The sequence below is a fragment of the Bacillus sp. JJ1566 genome (genome assembly GCF_036962685.1).
GTDB lineage: Bacteria > Bacillota > Bacilli > Bacillales > Bacillaceae_L > Ferdinandcohnia.
The window spans coordinates 231,052-254,373 of the sequence record NZ_JBALOP010000002.1 but is presented as its reverse complement, the minus strand read 5'-3'; the positions used below and the strand labels follow the sequence as shown (position 1 = coordinate 254,373).

23 protein-coding genes are annotated in these 23,322 nt (G+C 37.1%); all 23 read right to left on the bottom strand.

Annotated elements, in window-relative coordinates:
• Positions 1 to 113 precede the first annotated feature (113 nt).
• The 23 genes from V7112_RS02180 to fliR all read right to left on the bottom strand — a co-directional run bounded on the left by V7112_RS02180 (position 114) and on the right by fliR (position 23,322).
• Positions 114 to 1,817, bottom strand: coding sequence for a proline--tRNA ligase (locus V7112_RS02180; protein ID WP_335414722.1), 1,704 nt, complete (start codon positions 1,815 to 1,817; stop codon positions 114 to 116).
• Between the two features lie 32 nt (positions 1,818 to 1,849).
• The gene (gene rseP, locus V7112_RS02175; RefSeq protein WP_335414719.1) at positions 1,850 to 3,109 is read right to left on the bottom strand and encodes an RIP metalloprotease RseP; all 1,260 of its coding nucleotides are present in this window, start codon (positions 3,107 to 3,109) and stop codon (positions 1,850 to 1,852) included.
• A 156-nt stretch (positions 3,110 to 3,265) separates the two neighbouring features.
• On the bottom strand, positions 3,266 to 4,423 hold the full coding sequence (locus tag V7112_RS02170; RefSeq protein ID WP_335414716.1) for a 1-deoxy-D-xylulose-5-phosphate reductoisomerase: 1,158 nt from the start codon (positions 4,421 to 4,423) through the stop codon (positions 3,266 to 3,268).
• Between the two features lie 27 nt (positions 4,424 to 4,450).
• Entirely contained in the window at positions 4,451 to 5,242 is a 792-nt protein-coding gene (locus tag V7112_RS02165; protein ID WP_335414713.1) for a phosphatidate cytidylyltransferase, read from the bottom strand.
• Between the two features lie 33 nt (positions 5,243 to 5,275).
• Positions 5,276 to 6,037 (bottom strand): isoprenyl transferase, encoded by a 762-nt coding sequence (locus V7112_RS02160; protein WP_335414710.1) that lies wholly within the window; start codon positions 6,035 to 6,037, stop codon positions 5,276 to 5,278.
• Positions 6,038 to 6,211: 174 nt separating this feature from the next.
• Positions 6,212 to 6,769, bottom strand: coding sequence for a ribosome recycling factor (frr, locus tag V7112_RS02155; protein ID WP_335414707.1), 558 nt, complete (start codon positions 6,767 to 6,769; stop codon positions 6,212 to 6,214).
• A gap of 4 nt (positions 6,770 to 6,773) precedes the next feature.
• Complete coding sequence (gene pyrH, locus V7112_RS02150; protein WP_335414704.1) at positions 6,774 to 7,496, bottom strand: UMP kinase; 723 nt, start codon at positions 7,494 to 7,496, stop codon at positions 6,774 to 6,776.
• 104 nt (positions 7,497 to 7,600) lie between these two features.
• Positions 7,601 to 8,482: a translation elongation factor Ts gene (gene tsf, locus V7112_RS02145; RefSeq protein WP_335414701.1), complete on the bottom strand. Its 882-nt coding sequence runs from the start codon at positions 8,480 to 8,482 to the stop codon at positions 7,601 to 7,603.
• A gap of 188 nt (positions 8,483 to 8,670) precedes the next feature.
• A complete protein-coding gene (gene rpsB, locus V7112_RS02140) occupies positions 8,671 to 9,369 on the bottom strand; it encodes a 30S ribosomal protein S2 (protein ID WP_010282364.1) in 699 nt (232 codons plus the stop codon).
• Between the two features lie 147 nt (positions 9,370 to 9,516).
• Entirely contained in the window at positions 9,517 to 10,020 is a 504-nt protein-coding gene (locus tag V7112_RS02135; protein WP_335414698.1) for a hypothetical protein, read from the bottom strand.
• 10 nt (positions 10,021 to 10,030) lie between these two features.
• Entirely contained in the window at positions 10,031 to 10,336 is a 306-nt protein-coding gene (locus V7112_RS02130) for a hypothetical protein (RefSeq protein ID WP_335414696.1), read from the bottom strand.
• A gap of 21 nt (positions 10,337 to 10,357) precedes the next feature.
• A complete protein-coding gene (locus V7112_RS02125; RefSeq protein ID WP_335414693.1) occupies positions 10,358 to 11,722 on the bottom strand; it encodes a DUF342 domain-containing protein in 1,365 nt (454 codons plus the stop codon).
• A 15-nt stretch (positions 11,723 to 11,737) separates the two neighbouring features.
• Positions 11,738 to 12,505 carry a FliA/WhiG family RNA polymerase sigma factor gene (locus V7112_RS02120; protein ID WP_335414689.1) on the bottom strand — a complete coding sequence of 256 codons (768 nt, stop codon included), beginning with the start codon at positions 12,503 to 12,505 and terminating at the stop codon, positions 11,738 to 11,740.
• 47 nt (positions 12,506 to 12,552) lie between these two features.
• Positions 12,553 to 13,050 carry a chemotaxis protein CheD gene (locus tag V7112_RS02115; RefSeq protein ID WP_335414685.1) on the bottom strand — a complete coding sequence of 166 codons (498 nt, stop codon included), beginning with the start codon at positions 13,048 to 13,050 and terminating at the stop codon, positions 12,553 to 12,555.
• A complete protein-coding gene (locus tag V7112_RS02110; RefSeq protein WP_335414682.1) occupies positions 13,043 to 13,684 on the bottom strand; it encodes a chemotaxis protein CheC in 642 nt (213 codons plus the stop codon). The genes V7112_RS02115 and V7112_RS02110 overlap by 8 nt, the downstream gene beginning before the upstream one ends.
• A 5-nt stretch (positions 13,685 to 13,689) precedes the next feature.
• Positions 13,690 to 14,151: a chemotaxis protein CheW gene (locus V7112_RS02105; RefSeq protein WP_335414679.1), complete on the bottom strand. Its 462-nt coding sequence runs from the start codon at positions 14,149 to 14,151 to the stop codon at positions 13,690 to 13,692.
• Positions 14,152 to 14,179: 28 nt separating this feature from the next.
• A complete protein-coding gene (locus V7112_RS02100) occupies positions 14,180 to 16,234 on the bottom strand; it encodes a chemotaxis protein CheA (protein WP_335414676.1) in 2,055 nt (684 codons plus the stop codon).
• An 18-nt stretch (positions 16,235 to 16,252) separates the two neighbouring features.
• Positions 16,253 to 17,317 (bottom strand): protein-glutamate methylesterase/protein-glutamine glutaminase, encoded by a 1,065-nt coding sequence (locus V7112_RS02095; RefSeq protein ID WP_335414672.1) that lies wholly within the window; start codon positions 17,315 to 17,317, stop codon positions 16,253 to 16,255.
• Between the two features lie 10 nt (positions 17,318 to 17,327).
• A complete protein-coding gene (locus tag V7112_RS02090; RefSeq protein ID WP_335414669.1) occupies positions 17,328 to 18,203 on the bottom strand; it encodes a MinD/ParA family protein in 876 nt (291 codons plus the stop codon).
• The gene (gene flhF, locus V7112_RS02085) at positions 18,200 to 19,372 is read right to left on the bottom strand and encodes a flagellar biosynthesis protein FlhF (protein WP_335414666.1); all 1,173 of its coding nucleotides are present in this window, start codon (positions 19,370 to 19,372) and stop codon (positions 18,200 to 18,202) included. The genes V7112_RS02090 and flhF overlap by 4 nt, the downstream gene beginning before the upstream one ends.
• Complete coding sequence (flhA, locus tag V7112_RS02080; protein WP_335414663.1) at positions 19,369 to 21,405, bottom strand: flagellar biosynthesis protein FlhA; 2,037 nt, start codon at positions 21,403 to 21,405, stop codon at positions 19,369 to 19,371. The genes flhF and flhA overlap by 4 nt, the downstream gene beginning before the upstream one ends.
• A 57-nt stretch (positions 21,406 to 21,462) precedes the next feature.
• Positions 21,463 to 22,545 (bottom strand): flagellar biosynthesis protein FlhB, encoded by a 1,083-nt coding sequence (gene flhB, locus V7112_RS02075; protein ID WP_335414659.1) that lies wholly within the window; start codon positions 22,543 to 22,545, stop codon positions 21,463 to 21,465.
• On the bottom strand, positions 22,546 to 23,322 hold the full coding sequence (gene fliR / locus V7112_RS02070) for a flagellar biosynthetic protein FliR (RefSeq protein WP_335414656.1): 777 nt from the start codon (positions 23,320 to 23,322) through the stop codon (positions 22,546 to 22,548).

Below are 23,322 nucleotides of genomic sequence, written 5' to 3'. Positions count from 1 at the left end.
GTGCGCTTCTTTGTCGGAGTTTCCAGATTTCTCATTTCTGGGCGAGCCGCTTCCACATTTCAAATAATTAAGGTACCTCATCTTACCGAGGTACCTTTTTTCTTTTCTATTAATTATTTTACTACATATTTCTTAATTGTCTCGATAAGATTTTCAATATTTATTTCCAATGTTTCCCCTGTCTTACGAACCTTCACCTCGACAACACCTTCGCCAGCACGTTTTCCAACAGTGATACGTAGTGGCAAACCGATTAAATCAGAATCCGAAAATTTCACACCTGGACGTTCAGCACGATCATCGAATAAAACATCAAATCCGCTTTCCTTTAGAGACAGGTACAAAGATTCAGAAAGAGCTTTTTGTTCTTCGTTTTTCATATTTACCGGGATTAAATGTAGATCATATGGTGCAAGATTCGCTGGCCAAATCAAACCATTTTCGTCATTGGACTGCTCCGCAACAGCAGATAGAGTTCTAGAAACTCCGATCCCATAGCATCCCATTATCATGGGTTGTGCTCTTCCGTTTTCATCAAGGAAGGTTGCACCCATTGCTTCACTGTATCTTGTACCAAGTTTAAAGATATGACCGACTTCGATACCTTCAGCAAAGACAATTTTGCCCTGACCATCTGGTGATGGGTCGCCTTCTTGGATAAAACGAAGGTCTGCATATTGAATACCAGCAAAATCACGATCTGCATTTACATTAACAAAATGATAATTCTCTTCATTTGCCCCACAAACACCATTGACAACTGAGACAACAGCATGGTCAGCAATTACAGTAATATCCTTAGTCACATTAATTGGTCCTAAGGAACCAACTGTACAGCCCATGATACGTTCAGTATCTTCTGTACCTGCTAGTTCTACATTTGTAGCTTCCAGCAAGTTTTTCACTTTAATATCATTTACTTCATGGTCACCGCGAGCTAAAACAAGTACAAATTTTTCATCAACCTCGAAAAGAAGTGATTTGATGCATTTATCCTTTGGAACGTCAAGGAAGGCTGCCACTTCTTCGATTGATTTTTTGCCGATTGTCTCTACTTTTTCAAGTTCTTTTACTGGCTCATCACTTTTTGGATATTCCATGACAACAGGTGCCATTTCAATATTTGCCGCAAATGAGGAAGTATCAGAATATGCAATTGTATCCTCTCCAACTTCGGAAAGAACCATAAATTCATGCGTATCTTTACCGCCCATAGCTCCTGAATCCGCGATTACGGCACGGAAGTTAAGTCCACAACGTGCAAATACATTGGAATAGGCCGTATACATTTTTTCATATACATCATGAAGACTTTCTTGATCCGCATGGAAGGAATATGCATCTTTCATAATAAATTCCCGACCGCGTAATAGCCCGAAGCGTGGTCTTTTTTCATCACGGAATTTTGTTTGAATTTGATAAAGAGTGATCGGTAGTCTTTTATATGATTTAATTTCATCACGAACAAGACTAGTAATTACTTCTTCATGTGTCGGGCCTAATACGAAGTCCCGCTCATGACGATCATGCAGGCGCATAAGTTCTGGGCCGTAAGAATACCAGCGTCCTGATTCCTGCCAAAGCTCTGCTGGCGTCAAAGCTGGCATAAGGAGTTCAGCTGCACCTGCTCGTTCCATTTCTTCACGAACAATCGTTTCAATTTTTTGTAAAACACGTCTTGCTAATGGAAGATAGCTATAAACCCCACTCGCATTTTGTCTAATAAATCCCGCTCGAATTAAAAGCTGGTGGCTTTTAATTTCGGCATCAGATGGTACTTCTCGCAGTGTAGGTATAAGCGTCATACTTTGTTTCATATCTTGCACCTCGTTCTATATTTGAGCTTATTTTATAAAAAGAATCGTTGAATATCATTCCAGGTGACAACCAACATTAGAAGCATTAATAAGGCAAAACCGATAAAATGAACCATACCTTCTTTTTGCTTGTCAATCGGTTTCCCACGTACAGCTTCCAATGCAAAGAATACTAATCGTCCACCATCAAGAGCTGGCAATGGTAATAGGTTAACAATACCAAGGTTAATGCTGAGGATTGCAGCCCATTTCATCACATAAAAGATTCCAGACTGAACAACTGTATCGGTTGATACATATATTCCAACTGGTCCAGAAAGCATATCAATCGAGAATTGTCCTGTTATAAGCTTTCCAAGACCGAGTAAAATTTCCTTTGTCCACATAAAGGTTTCCAAAACCCCATATTTCAAGGATGGTAAAACTGATTTCTCTACTGGTCCATAAACACCTATGACTCCAATAGTTTCATCCTCAAGCTGCTGAGCTTTCGGGGTTACAGAAATTTCATGAAGGCTACCATTACGTTCAACAACAAAGCCGATTTCCTCTTCAGGATGTGAGCGAATAATACCTACAATATCATTCCAGGTAGAAACTTGTTCATTATCAATTTCACGAACAACATCACCCTCGTGAAGTCCTGCTTGAAGTGCAGCCCCATCCTCCGTTAGCTTTCCAAGGATTGGCTTGTCGATTGGTGTACCTTGTAATAAGCCGATTACAATTAAAATAATAAAAGCTAGTACAAAATTCATTGCCGGGCCAGCGGCAATTGCCAATGTCCTTTGCAGCAAAGTTTTAGAAGCGAATTGTCGATTATAAGGAGCGATTTGCGTTTCTTGTCCATCGACAACAAAAAAAGCAGTCTCACTCACTTCATATCTTTTTAGAACCTCATCTTCCCCATCTTCATAACCAGAAATAAAAAGATTATGCTCTAAATCGGCTTCCTCAACCTCAATCACCTTTAAATCTGGATATTTATCCTTATTATTTAAAATGATTTTATCGACTTTCCCATTTTTATCAAATAACAACCCTATATTGTGACCTGGTTTAAGTTCAACCATTTCCGGGTCTTCGCCAGCCATTCTAACATATCCGCCTATAGGTAGGAGACGAATCGTATAAAGTGTTTCATTTTTTCTAAAGGTAAATACCTTTGGTCCCATCCCAATAGCAAATTCACGACAAAGAATTCCTGCTCGCTTCGCTAAAACGAGATGTCCCCACTCATGAAAAAATACGAGTGCACCAAAAATAATGATAAAGGCTATCACAGTCTCCACATATTTAACCACCTTTTGTTAGATTAAATCAAAAGCGTAAGGCGCCCGCTAATCGGCGACAGGCATAAGACAAGCGCATACAGAAGGTGCATTTTACCTTCCGAAGCGATTGGCTTATGACCCAAGACGATGGCGCCTGAAGCTAGCCTCAATATTCTATTTTTTATCTACTAATTCCCGAACAAAAGCTCGTGTTTCTTTGTCTACCTGTTGGATGATATCCAAACTAGGGTCTTGGATGGTGTCATGTTTTTCCAATGTACCTTCAATGATTTCCTCAATCTCTAGGAATGAGACTTTCCCATTTAAAAATCCTGAAACGGCCTCTTCATTTGCGGCATTTAATACCGTTGGAAGTGTCCCACCCGTTTTACCAGCGTGAAATGCAAATCCAAGGCATCTAAATCTGTCAAAATCAGGCTTCGAAAAATGTAGTTTTCCGATTTCCCAAAGTCGTAATCTCTCCTTCGATGCATGCATAGGAAAACGATCTGGATATGAAAAGGCATATTGAATTGGAACCCTCATGTCTGGTGTTCCAAGTTGAGCGATGACACTGCTATCATGGAACTCAACCATTGAATGAATGATGCTTTCTTTATGAAGGAGAACATCAATTTGTTCATAAGGAAGATTAAACAACCAATGTGCTTCGATTACTTCTAATCCTTTGTTCATCATCGTTGCTGAATCAATTGTAATTTTAGCACCCATTGACCAGTTGGGATGCTTAAGGGCATCTTCAACTGTAACATCCTTAAGTTCATCGCGAGTTCGATCACGGAAACTTCCGCCCGAAGCGGTCAAGATAATTTTCTCTACATTCTTTTCTTTTTCACCTTGCAGGCATTGAAAAATAGCGGAGTGCTCACTATCAACTGGTAAAATGGCTACACCATGTTGCTTCGCAGCATCCATGACCAGATGACCAGCCGTAACTAGTGTTTCCTTGTTGGCAAGTCCAATTGTTTTTTTCGCTTCAATTGCTTTTAATGTTGGTAATAATCCAACACTTCCAACAACTGCATTAAGAACAATTGTCGCTTCATGGTAAGTAGCAACTTCGATTAAACCTTCATCTCCATATACAAACTGAATGTCACTGGAAAATTCACTTTTATATAATTCACATGTTTCTTTTGATTTCACGGAAACAAGCTTCGGTGAAAACTTATGTATAATTTCGCGCCCTAAGGTCACATTTTCCCCAATTGACATCGCAACAAGCTGTAATTCTTCTGGATGTTGTTTAATCACATCTAAAGTTTGTTGCCCAATCGAGCCCGTAGCCCCTAATAAACTAATTTTCTTCACAAACTCACTCCCAATAAAAAACCACTACTATATAATTAATCTTAAAAAATAAAGAATCGGCAGGATAAATATCATGCTATCAAAACGATCTAATATTCCTCCATGTCCAGGTAGCAATGTCCCAGAATCCTTCACATTATAATGTCTCTTTAATGCAGATTCTACTAAATCCCCAATTTGTCCAAAAACAGACACAATTAATGTCACGATAATGAGTGAAAAGAAGGAATCAAATAAATCCGTGATCATGTTAAAAATAAACGCAAATACAATAGCCGTAACAATTCCGCCAACAAATCCTTCGACTGTTTTATTTGGACTAATTTCTGGCCAGAGCTTATTCTTACCAAGCTTTCTTCCAATAAAGTAAGCTCCTGAATCAGTTGTCCAAATAACAACGAATGCATAGAATATATATGCTAATCCCATCGCTCTTATTTCAATCATATAATAAAAACCAAAACCAATATATAATGCTGCGAGGATTACCAGTCCAGCATCATCAAAGTTAAAGCTGTTTTTAGATATAACCGTATACGTTAATATAAACAAAACGATAAGTAGGACTATTTCAATTTTCGAAATTTTTAAAGGTGTAAATAGATCATTGTATTTACTTGGAATTAAAATAATCCATAACAATATAATAGAAATTATGCCCGGGATTGACGCAATATTAATACGCTTCATCCGTAAAAGTTCAAAAATTGCGATAGCTCCCATCAAGTAGACTAAAATAGTAAATGGGATGCCTCCAATAATTACAATCGGTAGAAAGATTGCTGCTGCAATTATTGCCGTTATAATTCTTTGTTTCATCGTATCATTCCTTTTTCAAATGCGATTTGGTTCTTATACTCCTCCAAATCGTCGACCTCTCTTTTGAAATGCATAGATGGCCTCTAATAAATGCTGCTCTTTAAAATCAGGCCATAATACATCTGTGAACCAGAATTCAGTATATGCAAGCTGCCAGAGCATAAAATTACTTAATCGTATTTCCCCGCTAGTACGGATTAATAAATCGGGATCTTGTAATCCAGCGCTCATTAAATATTGGTTAAACAATTCTTCGTCTATTTTTTTATGTAGGTTACCCTCTTCATGGTCCGAAAGAATGTTATTGACCGCATCGATAATTTCCGCACGGCCCCCATAATTTAGTGCGAAATTTAGGATTAAGCCGGTATTGTTCTTTGTATCGTGTACCGCTTTATCTACCGCTTTTTGAGTATGCGCAGGAATCGCATCTTTATTCCCCATGATTCGAACCTGAACGTTTTCCTCAATTAGCTCAGGTAGAAACGTTCCCAGAAATTCTTGGGGGAGTTTTAATAGATAATTAACCTCATCCTCTGGACGCTTCCAGTTTTCTGTTGAAAACGCGTAGACAGTTAAAGTCTTTACTCCAAGTCGACTTGCAAGCTTGGTCATTCTTTTTACTACCTTCATACCTTCATGGTGACCAGCAGTTCGTGGCAATGAACGTTTTTTTGCCCATCTCCCATTTCCGTCCATAATAATCGCTATGTGATTAGGAATCGGCCCTTTTACTATTTCTTCTTCTGAAATAGAAACTGGCTTTTTTTTCGGTTTTTTAAATTTTTCAAACATTCACAAGTCCTCCAACACCCGAATCAAATGCGCCTTGGTGTTTTTGCACCCAGACCAGTTTCATTTTACCATTTTTGTATTGCTCAGGGTAACTAATTAGTAGTCAGTATTAACAAAAAAACCCCCTGTAAACGTTAGAGGGTCTTTTTACAATATATTGTACATTGAAATGGATTAGACTTCCATGATTTCTTTTTCTTTTTCTTTTGCAACTGCATCAATCTTATTAATAGATTCATCCGTAGCTTTTTGAACATCATCAGTTAGGCTGCGTAATTCGTCTTCAGTGATTTCACCGTTTTTCTCAAGCTTTTTCAATTCATCGTTTCCATCACGACGAACATTACGAACTGCAACTTTTGACTCTTCCGCATATTTCTTAACAAGCTTCACTAACTCACGTCGTCTTTCCTCTGTTAGTGGTGGGATTGAAATACGAATAATTGACCCGTCATTTGTTGGATTTAAGCCTAAATCAGCCTTCTGAATTGCTTTTTCCATATCACCTAAAATGGACTTATCATATGGTTGAATTACAAGCATTCTTGCTTCAGGTACATTGATAGATCCAAGTTGATTTAAAGGCGTTGGTGCACCATAGTAATCAACTGAAACCTTATCAAGGATTGCTGGGTTCGCTCTACCTGCTCTTACAGTTGCTAGTTCACGAGACAATGCTTGGACTGCTTTAGACATTTTATCCTTCACTTGATTTAATGTGTTGTTTGCCATAAAGTTATTTCCCCCTTACAATTGTTCCGATATTTTCTCCTAGTACAGCACGTTTAATATTTCCTTCTTCCATAATTGAAAAAACAATTAACGGAATATCATTGTCCATGCAAAGTGAAGATGCAGTGGAATCCATTACAGCTAGTCCTTCTTTAATAACATCAAGATAGGATAATGTCTCATATTTCACAGCTGTTTTATCTATTGTTGGATCTGCACTATAGACACCATCGACATTATTTTTAGCCATTAAAATTACCTCTGCTTCAATTTCAGCGGCACGTAGAGCAGCTGTTGTATCTGTAGAGAAGTAAGGATTTCCCGTACCTGCTGCAAAAATCACTACACGTTTCTTTTCTAGATGTCGAATTGCTTTTCTTCTTATGTATGGTTCTGCGACTTGACGCATTTCAATAGATGTTTGGACACGAGTTTGAATCCCTAAATTTTCTAAGCTATCTTGTAAAGCTAAGGAATTCATTACCGTTGCAAGCATTCCCATATAATCAGCATTTGCACGGTCCATTCCCATTTCACTGCCAATCTTGCCTCTCCAAATGTTTCCGCCACCGACAACAACAGCAATTTCCACACCAAGTTCAGCAATTTCCTTCACTTGTTTTGCTACAGATTGGATTACAGATGGATTTATGCCAAATCCCTGCTCACCCGCTAATGCTTCTCCACTTAATTTTAACACTACACGCTTATATTTGGCACCGCTCATCGAATAAAAAACCTCCATCTCAAAAAGTACAAGCGCCTTTTCTATGGCGCAATGCTAAACATTTCAAAAAATAGGGAACACATAATGTGTTCCCTTTTTTCTTTTTACTTCTTCACTTGGCTCATTACTTCTTCAGCAAAGTTATCTTGACGTTTTTCGATACCTTCACCAACTTCGTAACGAACGAAGCTCTTTACAGTAGCACCTTTAGATTCAACATATTTGCGAACCTTTTGATCTGGGTCTTTAACGAAGCTTTGGTCAAGAAGACAAACGTCTTCGAAGAATTTGCTAAAGCGTCCTTCTACCATTTTCGCTACGATATTTTCTGGTTTACCTTCATTTAGTGCTTGTTGTGTTAATACTCCACGCTCGTGCTCTACTACATCAGCAGAAACTTGATCGCGTGACACATATTTAGGATTTACTGCTGCAACGTGCATTGCTACATCCTTTGCAACATCAGTGTCTGTTGTACCACCTAGAACAGCTAGAACGCCAATACGACCACCCATGTGGAGGTATGCACCAAATGCGTCACCATCTTCTTTTGTAGCAATTTCAAAACGACGAAGTGAAAGTTTTTCCCCGATTTTTGCGATTGCAGCATTAATATACTCAGATACAGTTGAACCATTGTCCATCTTTTGTTCTAATGCTTCTTCAACGTTAGCTGGCTTCTTCGCTAAAAGATGAGTAGCTAATTCTTTTACTAGTGTTTGGAAACCTTCATTTTTTGCAACGAAATCAGTTTCTGAGTTAACTTCAATAATGACTGCTTCATTACCGGAAACTTCGATAGAAGTTAAACCTTCAGCAGCAATACGGTCACCTTTTTTCGCAGCTTTTGCAATACCTTTTTCGCGAAGGTAATCAATTGCTTTGTCCATATCACCATCAGTTTCAGTAAGAGCCTTTTTACAGTCCATCATACCTGCTCCAGTTTTTTCACGGAGCTCTTTTACCATTTGTGCAGTAACTGCCATTATGTTTTCCTCCTTATTTGCCACTATGTACTAGTTCGAATTGTAGAATATAGAATTTTTTTGACATTCTGTTTCTATTATGACTTAATTTGCGAATTTATATAATTCTAAAGAAAAGCGCAAGACGCGCAGACATCATCTTTAAAAAAGGTGATAAAAGGCATAACCCTCTTATCACCTTTCGCTCATTAAGCAGATGTTTCTTCACCTTGTTTAGCTTCTAGGATAGCGTCTGCCATTTTTCCTGTTAAAAGCTTAACCGCGCGAATTGCATCATCGTTTGCTGGGATTACATAATCAATTTCATCTGGATCACAGTTTGTATCTACGATACCAACGATTGGGATGTTTAATTTATGAGCTTCTGCAACAGCAATACGCTCTTTACGAGGGTCGATGATGAATAAAGCATCTGGTAATTGCTTCATATCTTTAATTCCGCCTAAGAATTTCTCAAGACGTTCTAACTCTTTCTTAAGCTGAACAACTTCTTTCTTAGGTAGAACATCAAAAGTACCGTCTTCTTGCATTTTTTCAATGTCTTTAAGACGCTTGATACGCTTTTGAATTGTTTCAAAGTTTGTTAACGTACCACCTAACCAACGTTGGTTAACAAAGTACATTCCAGAACGCTCGGCTTCTTCTTTAACTGAATCTTGAGCTTGCTTTTTTGTACCAACAAAAAGCATTGTTCCACCGTTGCCTGCTAATTCCTTAACGAAATTATAAGCTTCTTCAACCTTCTTAACTGTTTTTTGAAGGTCAATGATGTAGATTCCGTTACGCTCTGTAAAGATGTAACGCTTCATTTTTGGGTTCCAACGGCGAGTTTGGTGACCGAAGTGAACACCAGCTTCAAGCAATTGCTTCATAGAAATTACTGACATGGATAAATCCTCCTAATGGTTTTTTGTCCTCCGTTCATATCATCTTTAAGCAAAACTGTATAACAGCACCAATGCTTAAATCTATGAACGTGTGTGATAACACCAAAAATTAATATATCACAATCAAAACGCGAGGGTCAAGAAAAATTAGTTGTTTTGACGAAATTTGTGTAAAAGTTCTATTTCAGTTTTGCCTTTATTTAATTTTTTTGCAATTTCACCATAAGAGAGACCAAGTTTAATAAGATGCTCAATGTCTCTAATAAGGGTGTCTTTATTATCTTCATCTGTCTCGTCGATTTCTTGTTCGATTTCATTTTCTCCTATATATATCTGTTCCTCATCCGGATAAGAAGGCAGAAGTTCATGAAAATCGTCAGAAGTCAATTCGGGCTCTTTAATATGTATCGAATTTCGATTGTTTGTTTCTTCCGTTACATGGTTCACATCTTTGATTCTATTTAAAAACACTTCATTTTCTTCTTTGATTTCCATCACATATGAAGTGATTACATTTTCAAATTCCTTGAGTAAGCGTTCTTGTTTAATTTCAACATCTTTTAGTTGTGTAATCTTTAGATATAAAAGAATAATTAAAAAAAATGCAACTGCAAGTAACCCAAAGCAAAGTATAAATAATATGGTTGTCATTCAATTCCCTCTATCCAATGATATCAATAAAATTACCCTTATATGGATGTAGCTCTTTCTCTTCATGTTCAGGATTTTGTGTTTTATGTAAAGACTGTTTTGAAAAAGGGTTTGATGATTCATCCTTATGTATTTCTGCGTTTTCAGATTTGTTGTTTTCGTTAACCTTGGTTCGATTTCTTTTCTCCAACTTCTCATTTTCTGCGGAAATATGGTCTTGCATATGCTGTCCACGCATCATCAGTTGTTCTTGAATTTTACCAGCATCTCCGGTTCTTGGGATCGCAACTTGTAATTCAACTAATTTTAGACTCAATTATTTTCACTTCTTCCGATTTTATTTTTCAGAATAAATGTCTATTGAAATCTCTTTATTGACTAGTTGCGCTTTTACATGGTGGAAGAGTTGGTTTATGATTCGTTTATATTTACCAAATTGGACATAGACATTCGGATAGAGATTGCCTGTAGCAACTAAACTAGCTGTAGTTGCCTCCTTCTGTTTTAACGAAAGCTCAATTAATTCAATCTCAAGTAGTTCTAGTTTTTTTGTTAGTTCAGTTTGTGTGAGTTTGTCTCTTTTCAGAAGTAAAATTTCATCTTCTGAAAGAATTGATGTCCTTTTGTATTTTTCTGATAATTTCTGAAGTATAAGTAAAACTTTTTGTAGTTGGGCCTTTGTTGCATCCAACTCCGTTCGAATCAGCTTTTCTTCTTCACTAAATCTATCAAATGCTCCTATTTGAATCTCTGTTTTTGTATGTGATGCATTACCAATGTCCTTTGCAGCTACATAATTCCCAGCTGAAATGAGTCCACCAATAATGCTTCCAGTTAAGGAACGAACATTTCCTTTTGCAAAACAAACACTGTGTAGGATTGAACCTGTCGCCTCGATATTTTTTCCAGCATGTACCTGACATTGATTAAAATATGAAGCAATGACATCCCCTTCGGCACGAATTGACGCTTTCGCAAACCCAACAATCCCGCTAGATATATAAATGGACCCGCCAGCCTGGATTTGTGCACCTTCGACAATACCATAGATTGATATGTCTCCACCTGCTTTTACCACATAGTCACTTGGTACATTCCCTCTAATTGTAACATTTCCAATGAAATCAATATTTCCGGTTTTAAGGTTTAAATCCCCATTCACTTCAAAGACTGGAAGAACGCTTATCTTTTTTTCTAAAAGGTTGATTTGTCCGTCCAGTGTGGCATAAATCTTTCCATTTGTTTCAACAATGTTTTTGCCTACTTTCAAAGGATATGGTTTTCCATTCATGGCTGCAATTGGGTGTCCTAAAACATCTCTACCGGGTATTCCAGGCTTGCTTTGATAAATAGTTGCAACAAGCTGTCCTGCTTTTACGGAAGGTATTTGCCTTACATTTCGAAAGTTTAATATCTCATTGGATTGAATATCCTGTTTCTTTTCGAGGGTTTCAAGTTTTATAAAACCATCTTCACCTTTATTAGGAGTCTCGCCCTCTGCTATTAATAAAGGAAAAACGACATTATCCACATTAGAAATCAGTTTCGAAATGACATCTCGCTTTATTCCAAACGATATTCCATGTTTAGACAACAATGAATAAACCTCATCCTCTCTAATTTGAAGAGGTGTAGAATCTTTCATAACGTTGACATGTACCATCATTTTATCTTTGGATACTAAAAGTTCAATTTCTGCCACGATCCTCCCGCCTTTTTAATGGATGTGTTTTTGTAAAATATCCCTCAGTTTAAATAGTGCCTTTGAGTGTATTTGAGATATTCTTGAAGTCGATAATCCCATTACCTGTCCAATTTCAGTTAATGTAAGTTCCTCTTTATAAAACAAACTAAGAATCAACTGCTCTTTTTCATTTAATTGCTGAATGACATTAATTAGTTGATTGAGTATTTCTTTTTTAACGATATGTTCTTCTGGTGTTAAAGTCGCATGATCCTTTATCGAAAGGTGCGATTTTTCACTACCCTCGTCATCATGCTGATGATCGTCCATGGAAAGAACATTTGCAAAGAACCCTTCATTCATTGTTTGATAAACTTCCTCTTCACTCATATCGACTTCAGCAGCGATTTCTGGAATCGTAACGTTACGCATCAGTTTTTGTTCTAACCTTTCAATGGCTGCTTCTACTTTTTTTGATTTTTCTCTTGAACTTCTAGGTAACCAATCTTCCTTTCTGAGGCCGTCTAGTATTGCTCCTCGAATTCGAAAGGAAGCATATGTATCAAATTTTAAGTCACGGGAAGGATCGAATTTTTCCAGAGCATCATATAACCCAATCATCCCAAGACTTTTTAAATCATCTTTGTTCACACTTTTCGGCAACGTGACTGAGATTCGCTGCACATGATATGAAACAAGCGGCATGTATTTTCTAACAAGGGCATCCCCTGCATCTGAGTCTCGTGAGTTGGTCCATTTCTGCCAATATTCTTGATGATCTGTCGATGATAAGCTGGACATTCTACTCCTCCTTTACCTTTATTTTCATATCATTTATTTTAAACTACTTATATTTCTTTAATCCCTTTGTTGACTGTACGGATTTTTAGAATCGTTGACACGGGGTCAAATTCGATTGTTCTACCATTACCCCCACCAACATCTGCTGCAACAAGTGTGATGTTAAAGCGCTTTAGCTCAGCCTCAACCGCCTCGACGTTGCGCGGACCAATTCTCATAATATCACTGCCCGATTGAAATTGAAACATTTGGGCCCCACCAGCAATTTTAGCTTTTAAACTCATAGCTCGACCGCCGATTCCAATAATTTTATGAATAAGCACCTCAATTGCAGTATCGGCATATTTGGCAATATTCATGTTTTCCGCTTTTGTCGATGCCGAGCTTGGCAGCATGATATGGGCTAGTCCTGCTACCTTTTTTGTTTGATCATAAATGACAACTCCTACACAGGAACCTAATCCAGTGGTTCGGATTAAGTCAGGTGCAGAAATGACATTCATGTCAGCTATTCCAACCTTTATGACTTGAGGAGAATCAATCATGTAATGGAACTCCCAGTGCCGTGAAGATTTTTTCGAATGAATCAGGATCCGGCAACAGTAAAAAATGCCCATTTATATTGTTGTTATCCGGATTTTGATTTTCATTAATTTCTGTTTCAATGACGATTGCAAAATCACTTACCTGTGAAAGTTCTAGTAAGCCATAACCGATAATTGCACCCACCATATCAATTGAAAACCCAGGAACGGTTGGGTACAAATTTAACCCTGTAAAATCAGATAATGAAGTGAGATAGGAGCCTGACAAAATATTTCCAACCTCTTGAAAAGCTGATATCCCCATTTCGTTTTTGGTGTCACTTTCAAAGGAGAAGCTTTTATCACCGACTAAATCCTGTATTAATTTTGTTGCTTGTGGAAGCTGCAAAACGAAAAACATATTTCCGGTTAGATCCCCTTCAATACGCAAGAAAATTCCTGCAACAATATTTTCAGCCCCTCCAGCAAACTCCATCATTTCATCAAACGAAACGATTCGCACATTTGGTACCTGCATATCAATTTTGCGATGCAAGAGCTTTGAAAGAGCAGTGGCAGAATGTCCCGCTCCAATATTTCCAATCTCTTTTAAAATATCTAAATGTGTGGAATTAATACGTTGAAAAAATGACATAATAATTACCCTTCCATCTCTTCCTTTACTAATCTAGGATTTAAGACCTTTTCTAGATTTAGTAAGATGAGCAATCTTTTCTCAAGCTTCGCTACTCCTTTTAAGTATTCCACCTCAACACCACCGACAATCTCTGGTGGGGGCTCAATTGTGTCCACTAGAATATCCATTACATCATTTGCTGTATCTACAATTAATCCGACCTCAACATCGTCCGTTGCAACAATAATAATCCTTGTACTGTCCGTATACTCTGATTCAGCCATTCCAAAGCGTGTTCTTAAATCAATAATGGGAGTAACGACCCCTCTTAAATTAATAACACCCTTTACAAATGATGCCGTTCTAGGAACACGTGTTATATGCTGCACTTTTTCAATAGAACGCACTTGTGATACCGGAATTCCATACTCCTCATCATGAAGTGAAAATACAATTACTTTTAACACAGCTGCTTGTTCAGACATTTTTTCTCCCCCTTTACCCTACAAAAGATTATTTGATTAATGCATTACAATCGACAATTAAAGCGACTTGGCCATCACCTAATATGGTTGCTCCGGAAATCGCGAATACATTTGTTAAATAGTTTCCTAGCGATTTCAACACAATCTCTTGTTGTCCAATGAATGAATCAACAATGAGTCCTGCGCTCTTTTCACCTTTTTTCACAATGACAACAGAAAGATACTCATCCTCATCAGTGGCGATTGGGACTTCAAAAATATCCTTCAAGTTTACTAACGGCACAACTTTTCCTCTAAAATCTATTACCTTTTGATTGTGTGCATGAAGAATCTCACTCTTTTTGATGATTGCAGTCTCAATAATTGAAGAAAGTGGGATTGCATATTTTTCATTTTGAACTTCGACAAGCATGACAGATATAATTGATAATGTAAGCGGAAGTTGGATTGAAAAAACGGACCCTTTACCAATCACTGAACGAATCGTAATCGAGCCACCTAGTGATTCAATTGTGTTTTTTACAACATCCAGACCCACACCACGTCCAGAAACATCCGAGATTTTTTCTGCTGTTGAAAAACCAGAGGACATAATGAAATCAAATACTTGGCTATCCGTTAAAGACTCTCCTACTTTTTCTGTAATGAGCCCTTTGTTTATAGCCTTTTGAATGATTTTGTCACGACTAATACCTGCACCATCATCTTCAATTTCGATGAAGATATGGTTTCCACTGTGGTAGGCACGTAAAACAACCGTACCTTCTTCTTGTTTTCCATTTTGTACTCTGACTTCTGGTGTTTCAATCCCATGGTCTAGCGCATTACGTAAAAGATGTACAAGTGGATCACCGATTTCATCAATAACAGTTCGATCTAACTCCGTTTCCGCACCAATGATTTGAAGGTTAATTTTTTTATGCAAATCCTTTGCTAATTGGCGTACCATCCGTGGAAAGCGATTAAATACTGTTTCAACAGGAACCATTCTCATTGTAAGGATAATATTTTGTAAATCTCCTGAAATTCTCGACATTCTTTCAACTGTTTCATCCAACTCAGAATGATTTAGGTCACGTGAGATTTGTTCTAAACGTCCTCTATCAATGACTAATTCCTCAAATAAATTCATAAGAATATCAAGTCGTTCAATATTGACCCTAATTGTCTTATGATTGCCATTATGCTTACTACTTGATTTAGCAGGATGATTATCTTCTTTTTCAGATTTCGTTTGTTCATCCAAGACTGCTAGAGTAGGAGCAGCCTCCGCATGTGCCTTAATTTGGTCATTTATTTGTTCTTGTACTCCAGTCTTTAATGAATTAAGTTGAACATCTAGTACTGTTACTCTATCTATTTCAGATACTTTCATAATTCGTTTTTCGATATTCTCGGCTAATTCGGTTGATATGAGGGTTACCGTAAACTCATTTTGAAATTGCTCTTCCTCTAATTGATCTACCGAAGGAATGGATTTAATGATTTCTCCGACCTGTTCAAGAACTTCAAATACCATAAAAACACGAGCGGCCTTTAATAAACAATCCTCTCTAAGTAGGATTGTGATTTCATAACAATTAAAGCCTTGTTCTTTTGATTGTTGAATGACTGTTAATTCAAAATCATCATAATTAGAACTTACAGCAACATTTTCATTTTTTAGCTCTACTGAGATGGGGGGTTCCTCATCTTTAATTTCTTCTCCATTTTCAATCTTTTTCAATAAAAACACGACATCTGAAACATCTTTTTTTCCGTCTCCTCCGTCTGCAATTGAAAAAATCATTTCTTCTAGATAATCTACTGCTTTGAAAACAATATCTAAAAGTGATGGTGTAACATGAATTTTCATATTTCGGATGCCATCGAGTACATTTTCCATTTGATGTGTGAGGCTTGCTAAATCATCATATCCCATTGTGGCAGACATACCCTTTAATGTATGGGCCGAACGGAAAATTTCATTAACGATTGAAATATTTTCAGGTTCTTTTTCCAATTCCAACAAATGCTCATTACAAGCCTGGAGATGTTCTTTACTTTCTTCAATAAACACTTCTAAATATTGATCCATTTCCATCAAATAACACCCCTTTACCTATGTAAGGCTTAGTATGGTACTTGCTATATCCTCTAAACTTTCAACTCTATCAACTAAATGTGTCTCGATTGCTGACTTTGGCATTCCGAAAACAATTGAGGTATCTTGAGATTCCGCTATGGAAACAGCTTGTCCCGTCTCTTTAAGCTTCTTTAGTCCATAAGTCCCATCTGTACCCATTCCAGTCATTATAACGGATATTTTTTGAATTCCTTTGATTTCACTAAGTGATTCAAATAGGACATCAACTGATGGTCTATGTCCATTTGTAATTTCACTTTCATCAATATTCACGGCGAATGAAGTCCCAATCTTTTTTATTTTCATGTGATAGCCACCTGGGGCGATATAAGCTGTTCCTGGCTTTAAAAATTCCCCGTTTTCAGCTTCTTTAACAGTAATCTCACATAAACTATTCAGCCTGTTAGCTAACGATTTCGTAAAGCCTGCTGGCATATGCTGAACAATTACAATTGGTAAAGGATAATTTCTTGGAAATTCAGTGAGAACTTGTTGTAATGCTCTTGGTCCCCCTGTTGAAGTACCCATACAAACAATTTTTTTAATGCTTCTATTGGATTCTAGTTCTATTTTACTATAATCTACAAATCTACTGGTAATTGTTTCTTGTATTTTCAATGGCTTTTTTAGCAAAGCAATATTTACTCTTCCAGCATTCAGTACTTTTGTCACAATTTCATTTTTTATTAGATGAAGATCGATGGAAATTGGACCCGATGGTTTTTGAATAAAATCAACAGCGCCATGCTGAATCGCTAGTAATGTGTTCTCTGCTCCTTCTTTCGTTGTACTTGAAAGCATGACAACTGGACGCGGAACTTCACTCATAATTCGCTTTAACGCTTCAATTCCATTCATTTCAGGCATCTCAACATCCAAAGTTACAACATCCGGATTGAGTATTTTAATTTTATTCAGTGCATCGATTCCGTTTCTTGCAGTGCCAACAACTTCAATCCTTGAATCTTCCTGAAGAAAATTAGAAATGAGTTTCCTCATAAATGCTGAATCGTCTACAATAAGAACATTTAGTTTTGTCATCATAAGGCTCCTATCTACCACGTACGAAAAAACGCTGTAACTTTGATATAAAGGATGTTTGTTGCTTCTTATCGTGATTTTTTTCATTATTTTTATTTAGATAATTTTTGCATATATCCAATAAGTTTTTACTTATGACAGCTTTTGGCGCATATATCAAAAATGGCTCTTGGTGACTTACAGCCTTTTGAACGGTTTTATCATCGAGTAAAACACCTAATATTTTGACTTCCTTTACTAAAAACTGCAATACCGCTTGCTTTAATCTTTTAAGGGTTTGCATGCCTTCCGACTCATTTTCGGCACGATTAACAATTAAGAATAAAGGAATAGTTTGGTCAAACAACCAGATGTATTTCATTGCTGAATAAGCATCTGTAATTGCGGTTGGCTCAGGTGTAGTTATAACAAAGATATCATCCATTGCCATGAGGAATTTTACATTTTCCTCCGTCATTCCTGCACCCATATCAAATATAACGTAGTCATAGTTATTCAGCACGAGTTGCAATTGGTTGATTAAATATTCTGATTTATTTTCATCAAGCTTAAAAAGATTCGGCAACCCATTTCCACCTGCAATATAGTCAATACCTTCCGGCCCCTTTATAAGTAAATCATTGATAGAAAGATTATTCTCAAATAAATCAACAATCGTATGGTGGGCGGTAATCCCCATTAAAATATCAATATTCCCCATCCCGATATCCATATCAAAAAGCAAGACCTTTTTACCAAATTGAGATAAGGCAATAGAAAAGTTCAAAGAGAGATTAGATTTTCCTACTCCACCTTTTCCACTGATTACAGCTATTGTCTTCGGCTGGTCTTGTTCGTTATTCATCGATGCTAGTTTTTTACGAAGAGTTGTAGCTTGGTCTATCATGATTCATCTACTCCAAGGATAGTATTAGCGATCAAGGAAGGCGATGCAATGACGATGTCATCTGGTACATTTTGTCCATTTGTTAAATAAGCAACCCCAATACCAGAATCGACAATTAAATTCACCATTGCTCCATAGTTTGCCGTTTCATCCACTTTTGTAAATATAAATTTTGATATCGTAATTTTTGAAAATTGTTCATATATCACTTTCATATCATTCATTTTTGATGTTAAAGAAAGGACTAAAAACGTCTCCATATCATTTGAAAAATGAATTAAATTATTTAAATCATCAATATATTTTTCATTCCGGAAATTCCTACCTGCTGTATCAATGAAAACAATATCATAGTCTTTATAAGCTTCTTTCGCTTTTTTAAAATCTTCAAAGGAATAACAAACCTCAACAGGTGCACCTAGAATTTTCGCATAAGTTTTCAATTGCTCAATGGCCGCAATCCGAAATGTATCGGTTGTAATAAAGGCGATTCTTTTTTTGTCCTTTAACATACAGTCTGCAGCAATTTTCGCAATGGTTGTGGTTTTTCCAACCCCAGTTGGGCCTACTACATTAATATACTTTTTTTGATACGTTAAACCGCCGTATTTTACGTTAGAAATTAATAAGTTCAAACATTCCTTTGTCCAATTTTGGACTTCTTCAAATGTAGCTTTTTCAGATGCCAAATACCATTTTTCCAATAAACCTGACATGATTTTTTTCCGAATCGATGGGTTAATTTCTTGATGTAGCAGCAATTGATTCATTTCTTGAAGGGGACCCGTATACGGGCTAATATCAGTGGATAATTCCTTCATAGCTGCTTTTAGGTCTTGAATTTCTTTTAGAAGCTCTGGAGCAGGCCCATGAGATTCCTTTTCAGCATATTTATTTAATGGCTCACGAATAACAGGTTTTTGTGGTTCGATTTTTTTTTCGATTTCAGGTATCTTTCGTTCCTTTTCTTTAGGCTTCACCATTTGCCTTCTTGGAGCCTCTGGGTCAACAGCTGCAATAACTTCAAAATTCTTTTTTCGAAAAAGACCAAAAAAACCTTGTGTTTGAACAAGCTTTGAATTTAAAATTACCGCTTCACTACCTAATTCTGCTCGAATCATTTTCATCGCTTCCGGCATGGAAGGAGCGATGTATTTTTTCACCTTCAATCTATATTCACCACCCCAACACTTTGAACCTCCACATTTGCCTCAAGTTCATTATAGGAAAGAACGGGAACCTGTGGAAAATATCGTTCAATTAATTGCCTTACATACATTCTGACTGCAGGCGAGCATAATAAAATCGGAGACTGCTCGCCCATACTGACAGTTTCGATTTGCTTTGCAATGGATTCAATGATGGACCCGGACACATTTGGGTCGATAGATAAATAATTTCCATGCTCTGTTTGCTGAACACCATCTGCAACCTGCTTTTCAACCCGACCGGACAGAGTCACAACCTTCATTGTTTCTCCTTGAACAATGTATTGATTTGTAATCTGTCTAGCAAGGGATTGTCTAACATATTCCGTTAATAGATCAGTATCAGTTGTCATTCGGCCAAAATCAGCCAAGGTTTCAAAAATAATCGGTAGGTTTCGAATCGAAACATTTTCTTTTAATAATTTCGCCAATACCTTTTGAATGTCCCCGACCGATAATGGGTTAGGTGTTACTTCCTCAACTAAAATTGGGTATGATTCCTTTAAATGATCAATTAATTGCTTCGTTTCTTGTCTTCCGAGTAGTTCATGAGCATTTCTTCTAATGACCTCGGTAATATGTGTAGATACAACAGATGGTGGGTCAACCACTGTATATCCTTGCATTTCTGCCTGGTCCTTCATATCCTCAGAAATCCACTTTGCTGGCAAACCAAATGATGGCTCGACTGTATCAATACCTTCAATCGAATCATCCTCATAGCCTGGACTCATCGCCAAGAAATGGTCTAGCAACAGTTCCCCTCGAGCCATTTCACTGCCTTTTATTTTCAAGCGATACTCATTTGGCTGTAACTGAATATTATCTCTTATTCTAACTACTGGTATGACTAAACCTAACTCAATAGCCAATTGTCTACGGATCATAACAATCCGGTCTAAAATATCCCCACCTTGGTTTGTGTCCGCTAAAGGAATCAGACCGTAGCCAAACTCAAACTCAATTGGATCAACATTTAACAAATTAACAACGCTTTCGGGACTTTTTAGATCCTCAATTTGTACCTCTTCTTCCGTATCAGGCTCTACCTGTATCTCCTTATCCTTGTTTTTGGAAATCATAAAACCGCCAATCGCTAAAAAACTTGAGATGGATATGGTTAATACATCATGAATGGGAGTAAATAGTCCTAACATGAAGATTGTACCTGCTGTCACGTAAAGCATTTTAGGATAAGCAAATAATTGCCTTGTAATATCTGTTCCTAAATTTCCTTCTGAAGCAGCACGTGTGACAACAATCCCTGTTGCAGTAGAAATTAACAATGCAGGAATCTGACTAACGAGTCCATCCCCTATTGTTAATAGTGTAAATTTTGAAAGGGACTCTTGGAAACCCAACCCGTGCTGTGTCATTCCAATGATGAAACCAAAAATCAAGTTGATAAGTACAATAATGATACCTGCAATCGCATCCCCTTTTACGAACTTACTTGCACCGTCCATCGCTCCGTAAAAGTCAGCTTCCCTACTTACCTTTTCACGGCGTTCGCGGGCTTCAGTATCTGAAATCATCCCCGCATTTAAATCAGCGTCAATACTCATTTGCTTACCTGGCATTGCATCTAATGTAAATCGTGCAGCAACTTCCGATACACGTTCGGAACCTTTTGTAATAACAATAAATTGAATAATAACGAGGATTAAAAACACAACAAATCCAACAACAATATTTCCCCCAACAACAAAGGTTCCAAAGGTGTGGACTACTCCACCGCCATCCCCAGTTGAAAGAATCGATCTTGTTGTTGAAACATTTAACCCTAACCTAAATAGGGTTAGTAGAAGTAATAATGATGGAAAGATTGAAAATTGGAGTGGTTCCTGCATATTCATTGATGTTAAGAGGACCAAGAGTGCAAGAGAAATATTAATGATAATGAGGACACTTAGCAGCCAAGCTGGAAATGGAATAATAAGCATCGCAACTATTAAGATTACACTTAATAAAACGGATAAATCTCTTGCTCGCATTGTTTTCTCTCCTTTAAGTAAAAAAAGCACAATTGATGATTGAAGGTGGAAAAATTTTTAAACCTTCTCTTTTAAGCGGTATACATAGGCAAGTATTTCAGCTACCGCTTTAAAATATTCTTCGGGGATGGCATCCCCAATATCTGTCCCTGCATAAAGTGCTCTTGCAAGTGGCCGATTTTCAATGGTTGTAATTTCATGTTCTTTAGCAATTTCCTTAATCCTTACTGCTACAAAGTCTACTCCCTTTGCGACAACGAATGGCGCATCCATTTTTGCCTCGTCATATTTCAAAGCAACTGCAAAATGAGTGGGGTTTGTAATAATAACATCGGCCTTTGGCACTTCTTGCATCATGCGGCTCATTGCCATTTCGCGTTGTTTTTGCTTGATTTTTGATTTGATTAAAGGGTCCCCTTCTGTCTTTTTGAATTCATCTTTAATATCTTGCTTTGACATTCTAATGTTTTTTTCATAATCAAAGCGTTGATAAAGATAATCCAAAAAAGATAAGAATAAAAGTGCACCACCAGCAAACAAACCCATCTGAACAGTGAGTTTCGCTAGAACAATTAATGCGGCCCCTACAGTTTTCTGAGATAAAGACAAAATATCTTCTAAGCGAAACCAAAGTATTGCAAATGTCACGCCACCTACAATAACAATTTTTAAGATAGATTTAATCATCTCAACAAGCGCACGAATCGAATAAATTCGTTTAAAGCCTTGAATTGGATCAAGCTTATTTAATTTCATTTGAATAGCTTCTGGTGAAAACAGAAAACCAACCTGCATAAGGTTTGCTGCAATCCCAGCAATAACGGCTACCACCATAATTGGTGCTAAAATAATTGCAACTTCTAAAGATAATTCGATAAATATTTCCTGAACACTTTGTTCAGTTGGCTTTATCGATAAATAATGACTAAATGAATGCTTTAAAAACGTCAAAATACGTTCAAAAATAAAACCTCCAAAAACAAGAAGAGTAAAAAAGATGGCTAGCAATAGAATAGCCGTGTTTACATCAGCACTCTTTGCAACCTGTCCTTTTTTCCTTGTTTCTTGACGTTTTTTAGGAGTGGCTTTTTCTGTTTTTTCACCAGCAAAAAATTGTAGGTTAAGGCGAACAAAATACATCTAGCTTCCTCCTAAAAGTTCCATTAATCCTCTCATCGTATATAGCATATTGTCTACCAGTTTCCCGACAAGCATAAACATCATCGATATCGCGATTAACATAACAACAAAACTAACCCCAATTTTCAATGGCAGTCCCACTACAAACACATTTAACTGGGGAACTGTTCTTGCAACAATCCCTAAGGCAATATCCACTAAAAACAAAGCACCTACGACTGGCATGGACATCTGGAAAGCAATAATAAACATCGTACTAAAAGCTCTTAAAACAAATTCAACAAGATTATCATTGCCAAACGGAAGTGTCGCCTGCTCCATTGGTATAAATTCATAGCTATAAAATATTCCGTCCAATAAAAGATGGTGGCCATTGATTGCCAATAAAAAAAGAAGTGCAAATGTATATAAATATTGTCCCATTAACGGGCTTTGTGCTCCAGTTTGTGGATCAATGACATTCGCGATAGCAAATCCCATTTGAAAATCAATAAAACCTCCGGCAATTTGAATTGCCGCAAAAATCATATAGGCTATTAAGCCAATTAATAATCCTACCATCGCCTCTTTTAAAATAAGCATGATATAAAAGCCATCGATTTGGAGAATCGGATTTTCCATTGATAAGAACATAATCCATGAAATAAAAAATGCAATGCCAATCCGATGTGAAGCAGGAAGAGTTCGGTAGGAAAACAAAGGCATTGTTACAAAAAAGCTCGTTACCCTAACTAAAACAAGCAAAAATGCAGGAAAATAGGTATAAACCTCTGTCAT